This is a genomic window from Elioraea rosea (assembly GCF_007644105.1).
Lineage (GTDB): Bacteria > Pseudomonadota > Alphaproteobacteria > Acetobacterales > Acetobacteraceae > Elioraea_A > Elioraea_A rosea.
The window spans coordinates 22,151-42,711 of record NZ_VFAC01000033.1; the positions used below are offsets into that span (position 1 = coordinate 22,151).

General features: G+C 70.9%; 20 protein-coding genes. 5 read left to right on the forward strand and 15 right to left on the reverse strand.

Annotated features, from left to right (window positions below):
* Positions 1–23: 23 nt before the first annotated feature.
* From leuD to FIF60_RS16945, 10 genes are all read right to left on the reverse strand, one after another.
* Positions 24–629, reverse strand: coding sequence for a 3-isopropylmalate dehydratase small subunit (gene leuD, locus FIF60_RS16895; protein WP_144299464.1), 606 nt, complete (start codon positions 627–629; stop codon positions 24–26).
* A 17-nt stretch (positions 630–646) separates the two neighbouring features.
* Positions 647–2,062, reverse strand: coding sequence for a 3-isopropylmalate dehydratase large subunit (gene leuC, locus FIF60_RS16900; RefSeq protein ID WP_144299465.1), 1,416 nt, complete (start codon positions 2,060–2,062; stop codon positions 647–649).
* A gap of 50 nt (positions 2,063–2,112) precedes the next feature.
* A complete protein-coding gene (gene rplS, locus FIF60_RS16905; protein ID WP_144299466.1) occupies positions 2,113–2,541 on the reverse strand; it encodes a 50S ribosomal protein L19 in 429 nt (142 codons plus the stop codon).
* A 57-nt stretch (positions 2,542–2,598) separates the two neighbouring features.
* Positions 2,599–3,309, reverse strand: coding sequence for a tRNA (guanosine(37)-N1)-methyltransferase TrmD (gene trmD, locus FIF60_RS16910; RefSeq protein ID WP_144299467.1), 711 nt, complete (start codon positions 3,307–3,309; stop codon positions 2,599–2,601).
* Entirely contained in the window at positions 3,306–3,848 is a 543-nt protein-coding gene (gene rimM / locus FIF60_RS16915; RefSeq protein WP_144299468.1) for a ribosome maturation factor RimM, read from the reverse strand. Before rimM ends, trmD begins: the two co-directional genes overlap by 4 nt.
* Positions 3,849–3,876: 28 nt before the next feature.
* On the reverse strand, positions 3,877–4,218 hold the full coding sequence (gene rpsP, locus FIF60_RS16920) for a 30S ribosomal protein S16 (RefSeq protein ID WP_144299469.1): 342 nt from the start codon (positions 4,216–4,218) through the stop codon (positions 3,877–3,879).
* A gap of 53 nt (positions 4,219–4,271) precedes the next feature.
* The gene (gene ffh / locus FIF60_RS16930; RefSeq protein ID WP_144299470.1) at positions 4,272–5,666 is read right to left on the reverse strand and encodes a signal recognition particle protein; all 1,395 of its coding nucleotides are present in this window, start codon (positions 5,664–5,666) and stop codon (positions 4,272–4,274) included.
* Positions 5,667–5,838: 172 nt separating this feature from the next.
* A complete protein-coding gene (locus FIF60_RS16935) occupies positions 5,839–6,282 on the reverse strand; it encodes a hypothetical protein (protein ID WP_144299471.1) in 444 nt (147 codons plus the stop codon).
* Between the two features lie 87 nt (positions 6,283–6,369).
* Positions 6,370–6,849, reverse strand: a complete 480-nt coding sequence (locus FIF60_RS16940) for a hypothetical protein (RefSeq protein WP_144299472.1) — start codon at positions 6,847–6,849, stop codon at positions 6,370–6,372.
* Between the two features lie 88 nt (positions 6,850–6,937).
* Positions 6,938–7,678, reverse strand: a complete 741-nt coding sequence (locus FIF60_RS16945; RefSeq protein WP_158639272.1) for a TetR/AcrR family transcriptional regulator — start codon at positions 7,676–7,678, stop codon at positions 6,938–6,940.
* A gap of 146 nt (positions 7,679–7,824) precedes the next feature.
* On the opposite strand from FIF60_RS16945, the gene FIF60_RS16950 reads away from it, so the two are divergent.
* The 4 genes from FIF60_RS16950 to FIF60_RS16965 all read left to right on the forward strand — a co-directional run bounded on the left by FIF60_RS16950 (position 7,825) and on the right by FIF60_RS16965 (position 13,965).
* Positions 7,825–9,207: an aminotransferase family protein gene (locus tag FIF60_RS16950; RefSeq protein WP_239451684.1), complete on the forward strand. Its 1,383-nt coding sequence runs from the start codon at positions 7,825–7,827 to the stop codon at positions 9,205–9,207.
* A gap of 33 nt (positions 9,208–9,240) precedes the next feature.
* Complete coding sequence (locus FIF60_RS16955; protein ID WP_144299474.1) at positions 9,241–10,836, forward strand: ABC transporter substrate-binding protein; 1,596 nt, start codon at positions 9,241–9,243, stop codon at positions 10,834–10,836.
* A gap of 10 nt (positions 10,837–10,846) precedes the next feature.
* Positions 10,847–13,021, forward strand: a complete 2,175-nt coding sequence (locus FIF60_RS16960) for a N,N-dimethylformamidase beta subunit family domain-containing protein (protein ID WP_239451685.1) — start codon at positions 10,847–10,849, stop codon at positions 13,019–13,021.
* A 65-nt stretch (positions 13,022–13,086) separates the two neighbouring features.
* Positions 13,087–13,965, forward strand: coding sequence for a M48 family metallopeptidase (locus FIF60_RS16965; RefSeq protein ID WP_144299475.1), 879 nt, complete (start codon positions 13,087–13,089; stop codon positions 13,963–13,965).
* 22 nt (positions 13,966–13,987) lie between these two features.
* Here FIF60_RS16965 and infC read toward each other — a convergent pair whose 3' ends face one another.
* From infC to FIF60_RS16985, 4 genes are all read right to left on the reverse strand, one after another.
* On the reverse strand, positions 13,988–14,506 hold the full coding sequence (infC, locus tag FIF60_RS16970; protein ID WP_144299476.1) for a translation initiation factor IF-3: 519 nt from the start codon (positions 14,504–14,506) through the stop codon (positions 13,988–13,990).
* A 62-nt stretch (positions 14,507–14,568) separates the two neighbouring features.
* The gene (gene thrS, locus FIF60_RS16975; RefSeq protein ID WP_144299477.1) at positions 14,569–16,527 is read right to left on the reverse strand and encodes a threonine--tRNA ligase; all 1,959 of its coding nucleotides are present in this window, start codon (positions 16,525–16,527) and stop codon (positions 14,569–14,571) included.
* A gap of 69 nt (positions 16,528–16,596) precedes the next feature.
* A complete protein-coding gene (locus tag FIF60_RS16980; protein WP_144299478.1) occupies positions 16,597–17,532 on the reverse strand; it encodes a glycosyltransferase family 9 protein in 936 nt (311 codons plus the stop codon).
* Positions 17,529–18,656 carry a glycosyltransferase family 4 protein gene (locus FIF60_RS16985; protein ID WP_338032101.1) on the reverse strand — a complete coding sequence of 376 codons (1,128 nt, stop codon included), beginning with the start codon at positions 18,654–18,656 and terminating at the stop codon, positions 17,529–17,531. The genes FIF60_RS16980 and FIF60_RS16985 overlap by 4 nt, the downstream gene beginning before the upstream one ends.
* Before the next feature lie 79 nt (positions 18,657–18,735).
* On the opposite strand from FIF60_RS16985, the gene FIF60_RS16990 reads away from it, so the two are divergent.
* Positions 18,736–19,488 (forward strand): alpha/beta fold hydrolase, encoded by a 753-nt coding sequence (locus FIF60_RS16990; protein WP_144299480.1) that lies wholly within the window; start codon positions 18,736–18,738, stop codon positions 19,486–19,488.
* On the opposite strand, the gene FIF60_RS16995 is transcribed toward FIF60_RS16990, so the two are convergent.
* On the reverse strand, positions 19,459–20,325 hold the full coding sequence (locus tag FIF60_RS16995) for an NAD-dependent epimerase/dehydratase family protein (RefSeq protein WP_144299481.1): 867 nt from the start codon (positions 20,323–20,325) through the stop codon (positions 19,459–19,461). The genes FIF60_RS16990 and FIF60_RS16995 overlap by 30 nt on opposite strands.
* Between the last annotated feature and the right edge of the window lie 236 nt (positions 20,326–20,561).

The following is a 20,561-nucleotide window of genomic DNA, read 5'->3' on the forward strand; positions in this document are numbered from 1 at the left end:
CTCGCGCCGGCGGGGCATCGTTCTCACAGCCAGGGCTGCTCGGCCCTGCGGCGCGTCTCGAACGCGTCGATCTTCGGCGCATGCGCCATCGTCTGGCCGATGTCGTCGAGCCCGTTCAGAAGGCAATGCTTGCGGAACGGATCGACTTCGAAGCGGATTTCCTCGCCGTTCGGCCGCACCACCACCTGGCGCTCGAGGTCGACCGTCAGCCGCGCATTCGCGCCCAACTCCGCATCGGCGAGCAGCGCGTCGCACACCTCCTGCGGCAGCTTGATCGGCAGGATGCCGTTCTTGAAGCAGTTGTTGAAGAAGATGTCGGCGAAATCGGGCGCGATGACGCAGCGTATGCCGAAATCGAGCAGCGCCCAGGGCGCGTGCTCGCGCGAGGAACCGCAGCCGAAATTCGGCCCTGCGATCAGGATCTCCGCCTTCCGGTACGGTTCCCTGTTCAGGATGAAATCCGGGTTCTCGCTGCCGTCGGGCCTGTAGCGCAGCGTGTCGAACAGGTTCTTGCCGAGGCCGGTGCGCAGGATCGTCTTGAGGAAGCGCGCGGGGATGATCTTGTCGGTGTCGACATTCGGCTGCGGCAGCGGCGCCGCGATGCCGGTGAGCGTCGTGAAGGGCTGCATGCTCGCTCTCCTTCCCCTCAGCGCGCCAGCTCGCGCACGTCGGTCAGCCGCCCGGTCACCGCGGCGGCGGCGGCCATGGCGGGGCTCATCAGGTGCGTCCGCCCGCCGGGGCCCTGGCGGCCCTCGAAGTTGCGGTTCGAGGTCGAGGCGCAGCGCTGGCCGGGCTTCAGCTGGTCCGGGTTCATGCCGAGGCACATCGAGCAGCCCGCCTCGCGCCACTCGAAGCCGGCCTCGATCAGCACCTTGTCGAGCCCCTCCGCCTCGGCGGCCTCCTTCACGAGGCCGGAGCCGGGAACCACCATCGCGCGCACGCCGCTCACCACCTTGCGCCCTTTGGCGACGGCGGCGGCTGCACGGATGTCCTCGATGCGCCCGTTGGTACAGGAGCCGATGAACACCACGTCCACCGCAATGTCCTGCATGCGCTGGCCCGGCGTGAGGCCCATGTAGTCGAGCATGCGCTGCTTGGCCGCGCGCCGCGCCTCGCTGCTCTCGTTCGCCGGGTCGGGAACCGCGCCGGTCACCGGCACGACGTCCTCGGGGCTCGTGCCCCAGGTGACGAGGGGAACGATGTCGGGCGCGTTGATCACGATGGTGGTGTCGTAGGACGCGCCCTCGTCCGAAGGCAGTGACTTCCACCAGGCGACGGCGCGGTCCCACGCCTCGCCCTTCGGCGCGTGCGGGCGGCCCTTGATGTAGGCGAAGGTGGTCTCGTCCGGCGCGATCAGGCCAGCGCGCGCGCCGCCCTCGATCGACATGTTGCAGATCGTCATGCGGCCTGCCATGTCGAGCGCGCGGATCGCCTCGCCGGCATACTCGATCACGTGGCCGGTGCCGCCCGCCGTGCCGATGCGGCCGATGATGGCGAGGATGATGTCCTTCGCCGTGCAGCCCAGGGGCAGCGCGCCATCGACTCGCACGAGCATGTTCTTCGCCGGCTTCTGCAGCAGCGTCTGCGTGGCGAGCACGTGCTCGACCTCGCTCGTGCCGATGCCGAAGGCGAGCGCGCCCAGCGCGCCGTGCGTCGAGGTGTGGCTGTCGCCGCAGACGATCGTCATGCCGGGCTGGGAGATGCCCTGCTCCGGCCCGACGATGTGCACGATGCCCTGGCGCGCATCGAGAAGCGGGAAGTACGGCACGCCGAACTCGGCGACGTTCTTCTCGAGCGTCTCGACCTGGATGCGGCTCTCCGGCTCGGCGATGCCTGCGCTGCGGTCGGAGGTCGGCACGTTGTGGTCGGCCACCGCGAAGGTCGCGTCCGGCCGGCGCACCTGGCGGCCGGCCATGCGCAGGCCCTCGAAGGCCTGCGGGCTCGTCACCTCATGCACCAGGTGGCGGTCGATGTAGAGGAGGCAGGTGCCGTCGGGCAGCCGCTCCACGACGTGGCTGTCCCAGATCTTGTCGAACAGCGTGCGCGGACGCGTCTCAGCCATACCCTGCTCTCCCCCGTTCCTCGTCCACCGCCCCTCCGGTCAGGAGCGGATCACTCCTGCGCCGGCTCTGCCGCGGGCGCCTCGGCGGTCGCCTCGGTCTGGGCGGCGGCGTTGTTCGAAAGCCCCATCTTCTCGGCGATGCGGGCTGCCTTGCCGGTCCGGCCGCGCAGGTAATAGAGCTTCGCCCGGCGCACGTCACCGCGGCGCATCACCTTGATCTCGGCGACGTTCGGCGAATAGAGGGGGAACACGCGCTCCACCCCCTCGCCGTAGCTGATCTTGCGCACGGTGAAGTTCGAGTTGATGCCGGCGTTCTTCCGCGCGATGCACACGCCCTCGAAGGCCTGCAGGCGAGTGCGCTCGCCCTCGACGACGCGCACGGCGACGCGCAGCGTGTCGCCCGGGCCGAATGTCGGCACCGGCCTCTCCGAAGAGAGCTTCGCGACCTGTTCGGCCTCGATCTGCTGCAGGATGTTCATGACGGTTCTCCTTCTCACCTCGTGGCCGCAGGGTGAAGCCCCCGCGGCGCGTTCCTCTCATGCGGTCGGCGCGGCATCGGCCAGCGCCTGCCAGGCGGCCCAGAGATCGGGCCGCCGTTCGCGTGTGATCCTTTCCGCCTCGGCCTGGCGCCACTCGGCAATCGCCGCATGGTTGCCGCCGAGCAGAACCTCCGGCACGGCGCGGCCCTTCCAGAGGGCCGGCCGCGTGTAGTGCGGGTATTCGAGCAGGCCGGAGGAGAAGCTCTCCTCCTCGCCGCTCTCCTCGGCGCCCATGACGCCCGGCAGAAGCCGCACGACGGCATCGAGCAGCACCATCGCCGCCGGCTCCCCGCCCGACAGGACGTAGTCGCCGATCGAGAGCTCCTCCATCGACCGCGCCTCGATCACGCGTTGGTCGATCCCCTCGTAGCGGCCGCAGAGCAGTACGACGCCCGGACCCGCAGCGAGCGAAGCGACGCGCGCCTGCGTCAGCGGCCGCCCGCGCGGGGTGAGCACGATGAGCGGCGCGCCGGACAGGGCAGCGGCCTCGGCTGCCGCATCGATCACGTCCGGGCGCATCACCATCCCCGCACCGCCGCCGAACGGCGCATCGTCGACCGAGCGGTGGCGTCCCGTCGCATGGTCGCGGATGTCGATCGCCTCGAGCGTCCACTGCCCCCGCGCGAGCGCCCGGCCGGCAAGCGAATGGCCGAGCGGCCCCGGGAACATCTCGGGGAAAAGCGTCAGCAGGCGCGCGGTCCAGCTCATGCCGCCGCTCCCTCGCCGCTGCCCTCTGCCGAAGGAGGAACGATCTCCTCGGCCGGCGGCGCGACCGTGACGCGCCGTGCGGCGAGGTCGACCACCGGAACCGCGGCGCGGGTGAAGGGCAGGAGCAGCGCCGGCCCCGCCTCGCGGGGGATCTCGAGGAAGGCACCCGCGCCATGGTCGTGCACCGCAGCGACCCGCCCTACCGGCGCACCGGAGACATCGACCGCCTCGCAGCCGACGAGATCGGCGAGGTAGTACTCGTCCTCCTCCGTCTCGGGCAGCACCGCGCGCTCGACATAGAGCTTCGTGCCCGTCAGCCGCGCCGCCGCCTCCCGGTCGGCCACGCCGTCGATGCGCACCACCGGCATCTCGCCGGGCGTGACCACGCTGAGGAGGAAGTTCCGCCCCGCCGCCTCGTCCCACAGCGGGCCGTAGGCGGCGATGTCGGTGGGCTCGGCCGTGAAGGACTGCACGCGCACGAGCCCCCGCACGCCGTGCGGGCGGCCGATCACCCCCATCAGGACACGGGTCGGAGACATCGCGGGCAGGGCCTCTGGCGCGGTCCGCTCAGCCGTTCGCGGCGGCGGCCGCGGCGGCGCGCTCCTGCGCCTTCTTCTTCGGAAGGTGCTGCTTCGTCTGCTCCGGCTTGGCGCGCTCGGGAACGAGGCCCGCCTTGGAGAGGAAGCGCTCGACCCGCTCGGTCACCTGCGCGCCCTTGCCGATCCAGGCCTGGATCTTCTCAGCCTGGAGCTTCACGCGGTCGGCATGGTCGGCAGGAAGCATCGGGTTGTAGGCGCCCACCTTCTCGATGAAGCGGCCGTCGCGCGGGCTGCGGCTGTCGGCCACCACGATGTGGTAGTAGGGCCGCTTCTTCGCGCCGGCGCGGGAAAGTCGGATCTTGAGGCTCATCCAGTCGGTTCCTTCTGCGGTATGTCGTGTCGGTTCGAAAACGAGGATCGGGGTCAGAACGGGCGCTTGCCGCCGGGAAGGCCCGGGAAGCCGCCGCCGCCTCCAGGCATGAGGCTGCCGAGCCCCTGCCGCAGCAGGCCCTTCTGACCTATCTTCTGCATGCGCTTCATCATCGTGGTCATGTCGTCGAACTGCTTCAGCAGCCGGTTCACGTCCTCGACCTTCACGCCGGAGCCTGCCGCGATGCGCTTCTTGCGCGAGGCCTTGATGATCTCGGGCTTGCGGCGCTCGGCCTTCGTCATGCTGTCGATGATGGCGACCTGGCGCTTGAGGATCTTCTCATCGACCTTCGCCTCGGCCATCTGCGCCTTCACCTTCGAGACCCCGGGCAGCATGCCGAGCAGGCCCTGGAGGCTGCCCATCTTGGTGATCTGGCCGAGCTGCTTGCGGTAGTCGTCAAGGTCGAACGTGCCCTTCTGAAGCTTCGCGGCGAGCTTCTCGGCATCCTCGGCCTCGATGGTCGCCGCCGCCTTCTCGACGAGCGAGACCACGTCGCCCATCCCGAGGATGCGCCCCGCGACACGGTCGGGGTGGAAATCCTCGAGCGCGTCGAGCTTCTCGCCCACGCCGATCAGGCGGATCGGCGCGCCGGTGATGGCGCGCATCGAGAGCGCCGCACCGCCGCGGGCATCGCCGTCCATCCGCGTCATGACGATGCCGGTGACGCCGACCTTCTCGTGGAAGGCGCGCGCGACCGTGACCGCGTCCTGGCCGGTCATCGCGTCGACGACGAGCAGCTTCTCGTGCGGCTTCGCGACGGAGGCGACCTCGGCCACCTCGGCCATCAGCGCCTCGTCGATCGCGAGACGGCCTGCGGTGTCGAGCACCAGCACGTCGAACCCGCCTTGGCGGGCCTCGACCATCGCGCGGCGGGCGATCTCGACCGGGCGCTGGCCGGCGACGATGGGAAGCGACAGCACGCCGGCACGGTCGGCCAGCGTTCCGAGCTGCTCCATCGCCGCGGGGCGCTGCGTGTCGAGGCTCGCCAGCATCACCCGCTTGCGGTCCTTGCTGCGCAGCCTGAGCGCGATCTTGCCGGCAGAGGTGGTCTTGCCGCTTCCCTGCAGCCCGAGCATCAGGATGACGACCGGAGCGGGCGCGTTCAGGTCGATCCCCGGCGCTGCGGGCCCGAGCATCGAGACGAGCGCGTCGTTGACGATCTTCACGACCTGCTGGCCGGGCGTGACCGACTTCAGAACCGTCTCGCCGACGGACTTCTCGCGAACCTCGTCGATGAAGGTCTTGACCACGGGAAGCGCGACATCGGCCTCGAGCAGGGCGACGCGAACCTCGCGCAGCGCCTCCGTCACGTCGGCCTCCGACAGCGCGCCGCGGCGGCGCAGCTTGTCGAAAATGCCTGTCAGCCGGCCCGAAAGGGCGTCGAACATGGTCGCTCCATCGCCTGGCATGGCCCCAAACGCAGTCGCGCCGCTGCGCGAGTCTTCGCGGAGCGGCGGTGCCCCACCGTCAGGGTGGGGCAAGCGGCAGGGTCTGCCGTGGTGGGCGGTGTATGGCGCCCCGCCCCTGCCGCGTCAAGCAGGCTGGGGCGGGGGCAGGCTATCAGAGGTTGCGGGGGTTGCCCGGAACGACGCGGTAGGACGAGTTCCACGTCCCGTCATCGGCCCAGATGGCGTGCAGCGTGTCGCCGTCCTTGTAGATGCGCGAGCAGCGAGGCGCCCCGCCGCGCACGCCCTCCCAGGCCGAGCAGAGAAGCCCGTCCCGGACGGTGAGCGTGCCTGGCACGCGCCGCTCGACGCCCTGGTGCCAGAACAGCAGGCGCTGCGAGCCATCCTGGTTCACATGCACCACGAAGGGCCCGGCAGTCGCGGAGGTGCCTTCGATCGTGTTGCCCTTGACCAGGGCCATGTAGTCCTCGACCGAGAGCAACGTGCCGGATGGCGGCGCGACCGAGCCTGGGCCGGCGACCGGTTTCGGCCTCTCCTGGCCCGCGACGCAGGCGGCGAGTGCCAGCGCGGCAAGGCACGGCAGGATGATGCGGTGCATGGATCGTCTCCCTGAGATGGCACCCGCGCGGGATGCCGGGAGACGCTAGAGGCGCTGCCTCGCCCGATCAGTGCGCCGGCGCACCATTCACGCCTCGAACCGGCGGCCTGGCAGGACGGTCCAGGAGCCTTCGACCGCCGAGCCGTCCTCCTTCACCGCGCGGAGCTTCTCGCCGTCGCGGAAGGCACGGAAGCAGTGCGGCCTGCCGTTCTCGACCTCCTTGAAGCTCCAGCAGGGGCGCCCGCCCGCCTCGAGGATTCTGCCGTGGCGGGTCCTCTCCCCGTCGGCACCGACGACGAGCAGGAACACCACCCCGTCGGGAGCGACGTAGATCAGCGCCCCGCCCGACCCCGTCTCGGGCACGAGGGTGTTGCCTCGGACGATGGCGATGAAGGCGACACCGCTGATCTCCTCGCCCGGGATCGTTTCGCCGGGGCCGACGGGCGTGATCACGATCCCTGCGGCAACGGGGCCGGAACCGGAGGGCGCGGTCTCGACCGGCGCGACGGCGATGGCACAGGCAGAGAGGGCAAGCGAGGCGGCAAGCAGGGGAACGGCAAGGCGCATGGAATGGCTCCGCTAGGATGGCACGCGATCGCAACCATAGCGCGGCAGGCCCCCTCCCGTCGTGCGCAACCGCACAGGGGCGCGAGCCTTATGTGCGCGCGGCGGCGAGCTTCGCCTCGAGGCCGGCGATGACGCAGTCGGTGAACATCGCGAAGCCGCTGTCGAGCGGCGCCTCCACGCCGTTCTGCCAGCGCAGGATGAAGGCGCGATTGGCAAGCCGCGGCAGATGGCGCGCGAGGGTCGGGTAGCGCGCGGCGTCGACGGCGGCGAGGTGTGCGCGGGTCGCCTCCCGCCAGCCGGGAAGATCATCCGGCATGCGCGCGAATTCCTGCGTGGTGAAGCCGATCATCGCCGCCTGCACGGCGCAGTAGGCGTCGCCGATGAGTGCATCGGGGAATCCGGCCTCGGCAAGCGTCGCGAGGATCGCCTCGACGAGCGCGCAATCGGCCCGCGCGTTGGAGACGATACCCGCGCCAACGAGCGCCGCGGCGTTCGGGTGCCGGCGGATCAGCGCCCGGTAGCGTGCGAACAGGGCGCGCAGCCAGTCCTGCCAGGCGAGGGTGCCATCGCGCGGCGGGGCAAGCTCGCGCAGCAGGAGCGCCACCACCTCGGCGAAGAGGACGTCGCGGCTGCCGACATGCCAGGTGATGGTGTTCGGCTTCACGCCGAGCCGCCTCGCGAGCCCGCGCAGGCTGAACACGTCGAGGCCCGAATCGTCGAGCTCCTCGAGCGCCGCGGCGACGATCGCCTCCCGCGTCAGCCCGACCGCAACGGGGGGTGCGCGCCGCCGCACCTTGGTGCGCGCAATGCGCGCCGCATGGACCGTCATGACCCTCCTCCCATTCCGCATCAAATCCACGTCCGAATAGCAGCCTCGGCCGCGTTCGCCATACCCTCGGCGGCTGAGGCCGGAAACCTGCCTTGTTTGGTGAACAAGAGAATGGCACGCTCCGGCGTGCAAGAGGGAGAGGTGCAGTGGACCAGCCCGTGATGCCGGCCGCCCCGCGCGGCTATGCGCATGCCGATTTCATGCGCCCGCCCGGTGCGAAGCGCCTGCCGAGGATCGACCATGCCCGCGGCATCTGGCTGATCGACACGGACGGCAACCACTATCTCGACGCCTCGTCCGGACCGGTGGCGAGCAATCTCGGCCACGGCCACCCCCGCATCCTCGCCGCGATGGCCGCACAGGCGGAGAAGGCCGTGTTCGCCTATCCGAGCCAGTTCGAGAGCGAGGCGAACATCGCCTTCTCGGCACGGCTCGCACGGCTCGCGGGGCCCGGGCTCGAGTGCCCCTTCGTCGTCTCGGGCGGATCGGAAGCGGTCGAGAGCGCGATCAAGTTCCTCCGCCAGCACGCCGTGGCGACCGGCGAGGCGTCGCGCTGGAAGGTGATCGGCCGCCAGCCCGGCTATCACGGCAACACGCTCGGCGCGCTTGCCGTGTCGGGCGATGCGCATGCGCACGAGGTGTTCGGGCCGCTGCTGCGCGCCGTCGGCCGGGTGCCGGCGCCGATGACCTACCGCCTGCCGCCGAACCACACGGCGGAGACGCACGCGCTCGCCTGCGCGCAGGCGCTTGAGGAGGCGATCCTCCGCGAGGGGCCGGAGACCGTGCTCGCCTTCATCATGGAACCGGTGGGAGGGCTCGCGACCGGCGCCCTCGTCGCCCCCGATGCCTACTACGCCGAGGTCCGCCGCATCTGCTCGCGCCACGGCGTGAAGCTGATCTTCGACGAGGTGATGAGCGGCGCGGGGCGTACGGGGAAGTTCCTCGCCGCCGACCACTGGCCCGAGGCGCGACCCGACGTGGTGGTGATGGCCAAGGGTCTCTCCGCCGGCTACGCGCCGATGGGGGCGGCGCTCTTCCCCAAGGCGATGGTCGACCGCGTCGCCGCCGCGGGCGGGTTCATGCACGGCTTCACCTATTCCGCGCACGTGATGAACTGCGCGGTGGGCGAGGCGGTGCTGGCCGAACTCGAGGAGGCCGATCTCGTCGGGAACGCCGCAAGGATGGGCGCGCTGCTGCGCGGCAGGCTCGATGCGCTGGCGTTGGCGAGCCCGATCGTGGGCGACGTGCGGGGACTTGGGCTTCTGCTCGCCGTCGAGCTCGTCGCGGACAAGGCGACGAAGGCGATGATCCCGCTCGAGAGGATGGCGCCATACCGCGTGCAGGAGCTCGCGCTCGCGCGCGGCCTCGCGCTCTACTGCCGCCGCACCTCGCGCGGCACCTATGGCGACTGGCTGATGATCTCGCCGCCGCTCACCGTCACCGGGGAGGAGGTGGCGCTGCTCGTCGAGCGGCTTAGCCTCGTGCTCGAGGACTACGCGGCCGAGCTTCGCGCCGACGGCGTGATCTGACCGGATACGAACGAGAAGAAGAGGAGGGCTTCCATGGGCATCACCGTCACGCGCCGGACAGCGGCGCTCGGCATCGCCGCCGCGCTCGCGGCACCCGGCATCGCGCGCGGCCAGCGCGCCGGCGACCCGCGCGTGCTGCGCTTCGTTCCGCAGGCGGCGCTCGCGAACCCCGACCCGATCTCCACCCTCTCCGGCGTCGCGGTGAACCACGGCTTCTACGTCTGGGACACACTCTACGGCATCGATGCGAAGATGCGCCCTCAGCCGCAGATGGCAGAGGGCCACAGCGTTTCCGACGATGGCCTGCGCTGGACCATCCGGCTGCGCGAGGGCCTCGTGTTTCATGACGGCCAGCCCGTGCGGTCGAAGGACTGCGCGGCGAGCCTGCGCCGTTGGGGCAACCGCGACACCTTCGGCCGCACCTATGCCGCAGCGGTGAAGGACTACGAGACGCCGGACGACCGCACGCTCGTCATCGTGCTCAATCAGCCCTTCCCGCTTCTCCTCGACGCGATCGCCAAGGCCGGCACCTCGCCCGCCTTCATCATGCCCGAGCGGATCGCTGCCACCGATGCGCTGAGGCCACTTCCCGAGATCATCGGCTCGGGCCCGTACCGGTTCCTCGCGGACGAGTTCAACCCGGGCTCGCGCGCGGCCTATGCGAAGTTCGACCGCTACCGCCCGCGAAGCGAGGCGCCCGAGTGGACCTCCGGCGGAAAGGTCGCGAACTTCGAGCGCATCGAATGGCACATGCTTCCCGATGCAGCGACGGCCTCGGCCGCGCTCCAGGCCGGCGAGGTGGATTGGTGGGAGCAGGTGGCGGCTGACCTCGTTCCCGTGCTGCGGCGCAGCCGGAACATCACCATCGCGAACGGTGACCCGGCCGGCTACATGGGCGTGCTGCGCTTCAACCACCTGCAGCCGCCCTTCGACAAGGCGGAGGTGCGCCGCGCGGTTCTGGCCGCGGTGAACCAGGCCGACTTCATGGCCGCCGTCACCGGCAACGACCCGACGGCCTTCAACATCTGCCACTCCTTCTACCCCTGCACCACGCCCTACGGCCGAGCCGCCGAACCCTCGCCCATGGCCAACCCGAGCCTGGAGCGGGCACGCGAGATCCTGCGCGGAAGCGGCTATGCCGGAGAGAAGGTGGTGATGCTGAACCCGGCCGATTTCCCCTCCATCGCGCCGCTCGGGCTGATCGCGAACGACCTGATGACGCGCATCGGCTTCAACATGGATTTCGTCTCGACGGACTGGGGCTCGGTTCTGCAGCGCATCGTCAACCGCACGCGGTCCGACCAGGGTGGATGGAACATCTTCCCGGTGTGGTGGAGCGGCATGGGCATCGTCACGCCGACGCAGAACGCGCTGATCCGCGGCCAGGGCACGGCGGGGTGGAGCGGCTGGTTCGAGAGCGCCGAGATGGAGGTGCTGAACGCACGTTGGCTCGCCGCACCCGACGAGGCCGCGCGGCTCGCGATCGGCGCGGAGATGCAGGCGCTCGCCTTCCGCGAGGTGCCGACCGTTCCGCTCGGCCAGTTCTTCATCCGCACGGCCTATCGCAGCTCCGTCACCGGCGTGCTCGAGGGGCCGCGCCCGGTTCCCTGGAACGCGCGCCGCGCCTGAGGGGGTGCCGATGACACCGCCCGCCATCCCGCCCGTCACCGGCTATCTCGACCGCCTCTCCCGCCGGCCTGGCGGGCGGTTCACCGGGCATGTCTCGCTGAGCACGCCTGGCCCCTGCCGGGTTCGCATCGTCCGCGTCATCTCGGCCGATCCGAACCCGGAAGGACCGGGGATGGACCTCCGCCCGATGCCGGGGCTGATGGACGTGACGTTCGAGGGCGCGCATCACCCCGCGCCGCTCGGCTCCTATGTCCGCATCGAGGCCGGGCCAGGCTTCGCGGCAGACGAGGCGCGGACCTGGGGTGCGCTCGTCTGGCTTCGGTCCGACATGCCGGCGGCGACGGTTCTGGCGGCGGAGGGCGGCGGCGCGTCGTTCGCCCTCCGCGCGGGCAGGGACGGTGCCGAGGTGGAGATCGCGATCGGCGCCGCGTCGCTTCGGCTCGCGACAGGCGCACCGCTCGAACCTCTTGCGTGGTACCGGCTCTGGCTCGCGCATGACCCCGCAACCGGGCGGTTGACGCTCGGCCAGGTGCGGGTGACCGGCGAAGCGGTGACCGTTTCCGGATCGGTCGCGGGCGGGATGCCGCGCGCCGACGGCGTGCTGATCGCCGCACGCGGGATCGCCTCGCCGACGGATCATTTCACCGGCAAGATCGAGGACGTGGTCGCCGCATCCGGCTTCGCGGAAGCCTGGGACGACGCGCTCACGCTTCCCGCCGCGCTCGGCGCGGTGCGCGCGCGGTGGGATTTCGCGCAAGCGATGATGTCAGACGAGGTGGTCGATACGGGGCCGGATGGGCTTTCCGGAACCCTCGTCAACGCGCCGACGCGGGCGGTGATTGGCGCGCGCTGGTCGGGGAGGGAGAATTGCTGGCGGCACGCGCCGGAGGAATACGCCGCCATCCAATTCCACGCTGACGATCTCGACGATTGCCACTGGCCCGCGTCCTTCACCTTCGACGTGCCCGATGGCATGACGAGCGGCGCCTACGCGTTCCACCTGACCGTCGAGGGCGGGGAGGACTGGCTGCCGTTCTACGTGCTGCCGCCGAAGGGCAAGGCGACCGCGCCCGTCGCCTTCCTCGCCTCCACCTTCACCTACCAGGCCTATTTCAATCACCAGCGCGGCAATGCCGATGCCGCATACATGGCGCGCGTGGTGGAGTGGGGCGCCTATCCGCACAACCCAGACCATGTGCGCGGCTACGGTTTCTCGACCTACAACCGGCACCCGGACGGATCGGGCATCGCGCTCTCCTCCCGCCTGCGCCCGACGCTGACGATGCGGCCCGGGTTCCTGACGTTCAACGACGCGCGCGGATCGGGCCTCCGCCACTACCCGGCCGACAGCCACATCACCGCCTGGCTCGAGGCCAAGGGCATCGCCTTCGACGTGATCACCGACGAGGATCTCGACGACGAGGGGGTTGGCCTTCTCCGCCCCTACCGAGCGGTGCTGACCGGCACGCACCCCGAATACCACACCGACCGCATGCTCGATGCGCTGACCAACTACCGGGATGGTGGCGGCAGGCTCGTCTATCTCGGTGGCAACGGGTTCTACTGGCGCATCGCGCGCGACCCGGCGCGGCCGCACCGCATCGAGATCCGCCGCGCAGAGGGCGGCATCCGCGCGTGGGACGCAGAACCCGGCGAGTACTACCACCAGCTCGACGGCCAGCTCGGCGGTCTCTGGCGCCGCAACCGCCGCCCGCCGCAGGCGCTCGTGGGCGTCGGCTTCTCCTCGCAGGGGTTGTTCGAGGGAACGCATTTCACGCGCCTGCCGGCCTCGCACGACCCCGCCGTGGCCTGGATCATGGAGGGCGTGCCGGAGGTTTTCGGCGACACGGGGCTGTCGGGCGGAGGTGCTGCCGGCTTCGAGCTCGACCGGGCGGACTGGCGTCTCGGCACGCCGCGCAACGCCGTGATCATCGCCCGCTCCGCCGTGCCGCCGCCGCATTTCGTGACGGTTCCGGAAGAGCTTCTGTCGCACATCGCGACGGTGACCGGCGAGAGCCCCGAGGCGCTGAAGCGCGCCGAGATCGTCTACTTCGAGACGCCGAAGGGCGGGGCGGTGTTCTCGGTCGGCTCGATCACCTTCTGCGGCAGCCTGTGGGATGGCAAGGGGTTCGACGGCGGCGTGTCGCGGCTGCTCGAGAATGTCGTGCGGCGGTTCATGACGTAGGGCGGCGTCTGGCGGCGCCTGCCCGGAAACCTCATCATCGCCCGGGAGTTTGACCGACCGGGGCCATGACCATGACCGCGACCGACCGCACCTCGCCTCTGGCGAGCCCTGCCTATTGCCACCGCCGTCGCGCGCTGCTTTCGGCCGGCGCGGGCGTGCTGACCGCGCTCGCACTCGGCCTGCCGGTCGGTGGCTGCGCGCGGAACGAGCAGCTCGGCCGCTCGCAGCTCATCCTCGTCTCCGACGAGGAGGTCGAGCAGATATCGGACATGGCCGAGGCAGACATCCGCCGACGCTCGGGCGGGCCGGTGCGCGACCCCGCCAGGCAGCGGGCCCTCGAGCGCATGGCCGGGCGGCTGTCCGACGTCGAGGGCGCGCCGCAGCCGCGGCGCGGCTTCCGCCCGGAGCTGCTTGCCGACCGGAGCGTCAACGCCTTCGTCCTGCCGAACGGGTACTCCGGCTACAACGACGGGATGTGGAGCTTCGTCAGCGGCAACCAGGACGAGATCGCCATCATCATGGGCCATGAGATGGGCCACCTCACCGGCCGGCATGCGCAGGAACGCGTGAGCCAGCAGCTCGCCCTGTCGCTCGGGGCCGCTGTGATTGGCGCCGCGGCCGGGGCCGCTGTCGACCGCCGCTACTCGCCCGCGATCGGCGCCGCCCTCGGCCTCGGCGCCGCACTTGGCGGTGCCGCCTTCTCACGCAGCCACGAGTTCGAGGCGGACAGGCTCGGCCTGATCTACGCCGCGCGGGCCGACTACGAGCCGCAGGCGGCGATGCGCTTCTGGGACAGGATGGAGGCGCGTGGGTCGCAGGGCCCGGCGGGACCGACCTTCCTCGCGACGCATCCTTCCTACGGCGACCGGCGCGAGCGCCTCGCTGCGCTCATGCGCGAGGACCCGGAGGTGCGGCGGGCACTGGTGGCGACGGGGCGGGGCTAGAGAGCCAAAGGAGACGCCGCGCTCAGCGCGGCGTCAGCACCATGATCATCTGGCGATTTTCCATGCGCGGCATCTGCTCGACCTTCGCCACGGGATCGAGCTCGTTCTTCACGCGCTCGAGAACCTTCATGCCCAGATCGACATGTGCCATCTCGCGACCGCGGAAGCGCAAGGTCACCTTCACCTTGTCGCCCTCGCCGATGAAGCTCTTCATCTGCCGCATCTTCACATCGTAGTCATGGTCGTCGATGTTCGGACGAACCTTGATCTCCTTGATCTCGACGACCTTCTGCTTCTTCCGAGCCTCGTTCTTCTTCTTCTGCTGCTCGTACTTGAACTTGCCGAAATCGAGGATCTTGCACACCGGCGGGTCTGCGCCGGGGGAAATCTCGACGAGGTCGAGCCCTTCCTGGGCAGCGCGGTACAGCGCCTCACGGGTGGGCAGAACCCCGATCATCTCCCCGTCGCTGCCGATCAGGCGAACCTGGGGAATGCGGATCTCTTCATTGACGCGCGGGCCCTCTCGGGTCGGCGGCGCCAGGGTGGTCGGACGGGCTATGGCTCAGGCCTCCTTGCCGTTGCAACAGGAACAGAATGGGGACATCAGGCCGCCGCTTCAACTGGAACGTTCGGCCGAAGGTCCGGGGCGGCCGCTTCGGCCGCCAGCATCGCCACCGCCTGGTCGAGCGGCAGAACGGTCTGCGCCTCGCCGCCAAGCCGCCGCAGCGCCACCGTCCGCGCCTCCGCCTCCTTGCGGCCGACGACGGCGATCACAGGCACATGCGCGACCGAATGCTCGCGGATCTTGGCGTTGATCTTGGTGGTGGAGAGGTCGGTCTCCACCGCGAGCCCCACGGCCGCGAGAGCCGCGGCCACTTCCCGGGCATAGCCGTCGGCGTCGGAGGTGATGGGCGCGACCACCACCTGGAGCGGCGCAAGCCAGAGCGGGAAGCGGCCGGCATACTGCTCGATCAGGATGCCGAGGAACCGCTCGAAGCTGCCGAGGATCGCCCGGTGCAGCATCACCGGCCGCTTGCGTGAGCCGTCGGAGGCGACGTAGAGCGCGTCGAGCCGCTCCGGCAGGACGAAATCGACCTGCAGCGTGCCGCACTGCCAGTCACGCCCGATCGCGTCGCGCAGCACGAACTCGAGCTTCGGGCCGTAGAACGCGCCCTCGCCGGGGTTCAGCTCGTACTCGACGCCCGCGATGCCGCAGGCATCCTTCAGCGCGGCCTCGGCCCGGTCCCACGTCTCGTCGGAGCCGGCGCGAACGGGCGGGCGGTCCGAGAACTTCACGCGGAAGCTCTCGAAGCCGAAATCTCGATAGACGGAGGAGAGAAGGTCGACGAACCGCACCGTCTCGTCGGCGATCTGGCTCTCCTCGCAGAAGATGTGCGCATCGTCCTGGGTGAAGGCGCGCACCCGCATGATGCCGTGCAGCGCGCCCGAGGGCTCGTAGCGGTGGCAGGCGCCGAACTCGGCGAGCCTGAGCGGCAGGTCGCGGTAGGAGCGGATGGTCGTGTTGAAGATCTGCACGTGGCAGGGGCAGTTCATCGGCTTCAGCGCCAGGGAACGGCCCTTCTCCTTCTCGTCCTGCACTTCCGCGACGAACATGTGCTCGCGGAACTTCTCCCAGTGGCCGGAGGCCTCCCAGAGCGCACGGTCGACGAGCTGCGGCGTCTTCACCTCCTGGTAGCCGGCGGCGTCGAGCCGGCGGCGCATGTAGGCCTCGGCCGCGCGGTAGAGCCGCCAGCCCTTCGGGTGCCAGAACACCGAGCCGACCGCCTCCTCCTGGAGATGGAACAGCCCCATCTCGCGACCGATGCGCCGGTGGTCGCGCTTCTCGGCTTCGGCGAGCTGGTGCAGATGCGCATCGAGCTCGCGCCGGTCGCGCCAGGCGGTGCCGTAGATGCGCGAGAGCATCGCGTTGCGGTGGTCGCCCCGCCAATAGGCGCCGGCCACCTTCATCAGCTTGAACGCATCGCCGACATGGCCGGTGGTCGGCATGTGCGGGCCGCGGCAGAGATCGACCCACTGGCCCTGGCGGTAGAGCGTGATGGTCTCGCCGCGCGGCAGGTCCTGGATGAGCTCGACCTTGTACTTCTCGCCCTTGGCGGTGAAGAGGTCGATCGCCTCGTGGCGGGTGGTGACGATGCGCTCGAACGCCGCGCCGCGCGCGATGATCTCGGCCATCTTGGCCTCGATCCGGGGGAAGTCCTCCGGGGTGAAGGGCGTATCGCGGGCGAAGTCGTAGTAGAACCCGTTCTCGATCGGCGGCCCGATAGTCACCTGCGTGCCGGGAAACAGCTCCTGCACCGCCTCGGCCAGAACATGCGCCGCGTCGTGGCGGATGAGCTCGAGTGCCTCGGCGTCCTTGCGGGTGATCAGCCTTACCTTCGCATCCGCCTCGATCGGGCGGGCGAGGTCCCACAGCGCGCCGTCGACCTCGATCGCGAGCGCCGCCTTGGCGAGGCCCGGCCCGATGGCGGCGGCGAGCGTCGCGCCCGTGACGGGTCCGTCGAAGCTGCGGACAGAACCGTCAGGCAGGGTAAGCGCGGGCATCTGGCAACCTCTGTATGGTCCTCGGGTGCGTGCGGAGCCTCGTGCTATGCGGCCCCTTCCCTGCCTGCGTCAAGGCGCGGGCAGGGAAGCGATGACGGTTTCGGGGGCGAGGCTGCGCAGGTCGGCCACGCGCAGGACGCGCACGGTGTCCTTCCCGGCAGGTCCGCGCGGGGCGCAGAGCGCTGGGTCGCTGTCGTGGCTGAACAGCACGAGGGCGGGTGTGCCCATGCCGGCGACGAGGTGCATCGGCCCGGTGTCGTTGCCGATGGCGAGGGCTGCGCCCGCCGCCAGCGCGCCGATATCGGCGATGGCGGTGCGCCCCGTGAGGTCGATCGCCTCGGGGCTCGCATCGCGGATGGTTGCCGCGAGTGGCGCCTCCGCCCCTGTTCCGATCACCACCGGCGCGATGCCTCGCCCCGCGAGATGAGCGGCCAAAGCCCCATACGCATCCGCCGGCCAGCGCTTGGCCGGGCGGTGTGGTGCGGCGCCGGGGACGAGCAGCGCGTATCGGGCAGGAAGGCCGAACCGCGAGACGTCGCCCGCGAGCCAGCCGAGGTCGGGCGGCGGAAACGCGGTGATGCCGGCCATCTCCAGTTGCTCGCGCTGCCGGTCTGCCGTGTGCATCGCGTCGCGCCCCGGGTTGGCGTGTGGGTGCGAGGCGCCGCGGGCGATGCCGCTCCACTCCGGCCGCGCCCCGAGGAGCCGCATCAGTGGCAGCATCCGGGAGGAGCGGTCCGACGTCTGCAGGTCATAGACGCGCCCGTAGCCCGCCCCCGCAAGGCGGCGCCCGAGCGCGAGCCAGGCGGGCAGGTTCCACCAGGCCGGGCGGTCATCGGCCTCCACCCGGTCGAACCAGGGCGCCTTGGCCATCAGCCCCACGAAGGGGCGAGTGGTCAGAAGCGTGATCGCTGCGCCCTTGTGGTGGGCGCGGATCGCCGCGAAGGGCCCGAAGGCCTGCACGAGATCGCCGAGCGCGCCATGCTTGATGACAAGGACGGGTTTCACCGCCCGCGCTCCGCCAGCACCTCGCGATACACATCGAGCGTGGCGGCGCACATCAGCGGCGTGGTGTAGCGGGCGAGCACGGCGGCACGGGCGCGGGCGCCGAGCGCCTGGCGTTCCGCCTCGTCGAGCCCCAGCATCCGGTCGAGCCGCGCGGCGAGCGCCTCGGCATCCCCGGGGGGCACCAACCAGCCGGTCACCCCCTCCTCGACCGTCTCGGCCGCGCCGCCATGGTTGGTCGCGACCACCGGCCGCGCCATGGCCTGCCCCTCGACGACGACGCGGCCGAAGGCTTCCGGGTCGGTCGAGGCGCTGACGACCGCATCGGCCAGCATCAGCCCGGCGGGGATGTCGGCGCAGTCACCCGGCATGCGAAGCCGCTCGGCCACGCCCCGGCTCCGTGCAAGCGCCTCGAGCTCCGCGCGATACCCTTCCCGCCCCTGTGCGTCGCCTGCCAGCACCGCGACGGCATCCTGCCTCTCCATCCGCGCCAGCGCCTCGATCAGCACCGCCTGGCCCTTCCAGCGCGTGAGCCGCCCGGGAAGCAGGATCACCGCCGCGCCGTCGGGCAGGCGCCAGGCCTCGGCGAGCCTCCGCATCCTGTCGCCCTGGACCGAGGCGGGGTCGAAGCGGAGCGGATCGACGCCGCGGGGGATGACGCGGACGCGCGAGGGGTCGGTGCCGTGGCGGGCGATCAGGTGGCGCGCGATGAAGTGGCTGATCGCGATCACGCGTGCGCCGGAGGCCATCACCGCGTTGTAGGCGCGCTTGAAGGGCAGGCCCTCGTTATAGGTGCCGTGATAGGTGGTGACGAACCCCGCCCCCGTCCGCCGCGCGGCAATCCGCGCGCTCCAGGCCGGCGCGCGGCTCCGCGCGTGGACGATGTCGATGCGCCTCTCGCGGACGATCGCCTCAAGCTTCCCGGCATTGCGCCAGATCACGAGCGGGTCCTTCGAGGCGAGCGGAAGCTGGATGTGCTCGCCGCCCGCCTTGGCCACTTCCGCCGCCATCCTTCCGCCTGCGGAGGCGACGAAGGCGCGCAACCCGGCCCCGGCGAGCGCGGCAGCCACCTCGATCGTGCCGCGCTCGACCCCGCCCGTGTCGAGCGCAGGCAGGACCTGCAGCACGGCAGGAGCGTCTTGGGGTAGGGCATGCATCCGGCGCGCGCTATAGCATCCGCGACACGGAAGCGGGAGCGGTGGAGCGATGATCCCGGAGACACACCAGGGCCCGAACGGGCCGATCGCCTTCGAGGCCGTACCGGGCCGCGGGCCGGCCGTGGTGTTCCTCGGCGGGCTGCGCAGCGACATGACCGGCACCAAGGCCGCCTTCCTGCGCGCGTGGTGCTGCGCCCGCGGCCGGGGCTTCCTGCGCTTTGACTATACCGGCCACGGCGCCTCCTCCGGGCGGTTCGAGGACGGCACGATCGGCGCCTGGACGGAGGATGCCCTTTCCCTTATCGCCGCCGTCACGCGCGGGCCGCTCGTTCTCGTCGGCTCCTCGATGGGGGGCTGGGTGATGCTCGAGGTCGCCCTCGCCATCGCCGACCGCGTTGCCGCCCTCGTCGGCATCGCTGCCGCGCCCGACTTCACCGAGGACCTGATCTGGAACGTGCTCGACGAACGGCAGCGCGAGCGGCTTGCGCGCGAGGGCGTCGTCACCATGCCCAACCCCTACGACCCCGAGGGCTACCCGATCGGGCGTGCCCTGATCGAGGAAGGCCGCACGCGGCTGAGGCTGCGGGGACCGATCCCGATTGCCGTACCCGTCCGCCTCCTGCATGGACAGGACGATGCGGAGGTGCCCTGGGAAACCTCGATCCGCCTCGCGGCCTACCTCGAGAGCCTCGACGTGCGCGTCACGCTCGTGAAGGACGGCGACCACCGCCTCTCCCGTGAGGCCGACCTCGCGTTGCTCGGCGCGACGCTCTCAAGCCTTCCCGGAGAGAATGGCCTTTAGGCCCTCCCGATAGGTCGGGTAGCGGAGCGACCAGCCCGTCGCGGCCTTGGTCAGCCCGTTTGCCACCTTCCGGTTCTCCGACCAGAAGGAGAGCGCCATCAGCGACATGTTCGCCCTGGCCGCCTCGAAGGCGATCGCGGGTGGCGGCTTCGCGCCGAGCAGCCGGGCAGCTTCGGCCACAACATCGGCCGAGGCGGCGGGCTCGTCATCTGCGCCATGCAGCACGCGCACCGGCACGCCGGGCGGCCGGGCCATGGCGGCGGCAACGAGGCCAGCGATGTCCTCGACATGGATTCGCGAGAAGGCGTGGCCGGGCTTTATCACCCGCCGCGCCGTGCCCTCCCTCACCTCATCGATCGCGCTGCGCCCCGGACCGTAGATGCCGGAGAGCCGGATCAGGTCGACCGGCGCGTCGGCCCGCGCCGCGACCTCTTCCCAGGCACGCTCCGCGGCGAGGCGTCGCTGGCTGCGCGGCTGCCCCGGGGCAGGGGTGGAGGTTTCCTCGACCCAGGCGCCGCCACGGTCGCCATAGACGCCGGTCGTCGAGAGATAGCCGATCCAGCGAAGGCCCCGGGCGGCGGCGATGGCCTCCCGATGTGCGGCGAGCACGGGTTCGCCGCCCTCCGCGGGTGCGGCGGTCGCGAGCAGGTGGGTCGCTTCCCCGACAGGCGGTGCATCGAAGGAGGCGACGGCGAGCCCCTCGGCCCGAAGCGCCTCGGCGGCCGCTGAGCCTGGGTCGCGTGTCACCACCGTGACATGGGCACCCCGGGCGGCGGCGGCGCGGGCCGCCACCGTCCCGCTGTAGCCGAGACCGAACACGATCAGCCGCGCCGTCATCACACCCCTCTTTCAGGCCGGCTTTCCCGGCTACAGTGCCGGGCAGGATCACGGAGAGGACGGAACGTGTCGAGGGCTGCGGGCGCCCTGCTCCTGCTGGTGGCGATGGTCGCCTCGGCCATGGGGTTCTGGCTGGCCGGCGGCGACGGCCCGGCCACCCTGCCGCCGCGCGCCGTCCCCTCTGCCGCGTCACCTCCCCCGCCCCGCCCCGCCGAGGCCGCACCCGCGCCGGCGCC

What these genes read in the sequence shown, in the direction of transcription:
- leuD (WP_144299464.1), bottom strand. Translation starts at nt 629, where the DNA reads ATGCAGCCCTTCACGACGCTCACCGGCATCGCGGCGCCGCTGCCGCAG.
- leuC (WP_144299465.1), bottom strand. Translation starts at nt 2,062, where the DNA reads ATGGCTGAGACGCGTCCGCGCACGCTGTTCGACAAGATCTGGGACAGC.
- rplS (WP_144299466.1), bottom strand. Translation starts at nt 2,541, where the DNA reads ATGAACATCCTGCAGCAGATCGAGGCCGAACAGGTCGCGAAGCTCTCT.
- trmD (WP_144299467.1), bottom strand. Translation starts at nt 3,309, where the DNA reads ATGAGCTGGACCGCGCGCCTGCTGACGCTTTTCCCCGAGATGTTCCCG.
- rimM (WP_144299468.1), bottom strand. Translation starts at nt 3,848, where the DNA reads ATGTCTCCGACCCGTGTCCTGATGGGGGTGATCGGCCGCCCGCACGGC.
- rpsP (WP_144299469.1), bottom strand. Translation starts at nt 4,218, where the DNA reads ATGAGCCTCAAGATCCGACTTTCCCGCGCCGGCGCGAAGAAGCGGCCC.
- ffh (WP_144299470.1), bottom strand. Translation starts at nt 5,666, where the DNA reads ATGTTCGACGCCCTTTCGGGCCGGCTGACAGGCATTTTCGACAAGCTG.
- FIF60_RS16935 (WP_144299471.1), bottom strand. Translation starts at nt 6,282, where the DNA reads ATGCACCGCATCATCCTGCCGTGCCTTGCCGCGCTGGCACTCGCCGCC.
- FIF60_RS16940 (WP_144299472.1), bottom strand. Translation starts at nt 6,849, where the DNA reads ATGCGCCTTGCCGTTCCCCTGCTTGCCGCCTCGCTTGCCCTCTCTGCC.
- FIF60_RS16945 (WP_158639272.1), bottom strand. Translation starts at nt 7,678, where the DNA reads ATGACGGTCCATGCGGCGCGCATTGCGCGCACCAAGGTGCGGCGGCGC.
- FIF60_RS16955 (WP_144299474.1), top strand. Translation starts at nt 9,241, where the DNA reads ATGGGCATCACCGTCACGCGCCGGACAGCGGCGCTCGGCATCGCCGCC.
- FIF60_RS16960 (WP_239451685.1), top strand. Translation starts at nt 10,847, where the DNA reads ATGACACCGCCCGCCATCCCGCCCGTCACCGGCTATCTCGACCGCCTC.
- FIF60_RS16965 (WP_144299475.1), top strand. Translation starts at nt 13,087, where the DNA reads ATGACCATGACCGCGACCGACCGCACCTCGCCTCTGGCGAGCCCTGCC.
- thrS (WP_144299477.1), bottom strand. Translation starts at nt 16,527, where the DNA reads ATGCCCGCGCTTACCCTGCCTGACGGTTCTGTCCGCAGCTTCGACGGA.
- FIF60_RS16990 (WP_144299480.1), top strand. Translation starts at nt 18,736, where the DNA reads ATGATCCCGGAGACACACCAGGGCCCGAACGGGCCGATCGCCTTCGAG.
- FIF60_RS16995 (WP_144299481.1), bottom strand. Translation starts at nt 20,325, where the DNA reads ATGACGGCGCGGCTGATCGTGTTCGGTCTCGGCTACAGCGGGACGGTG.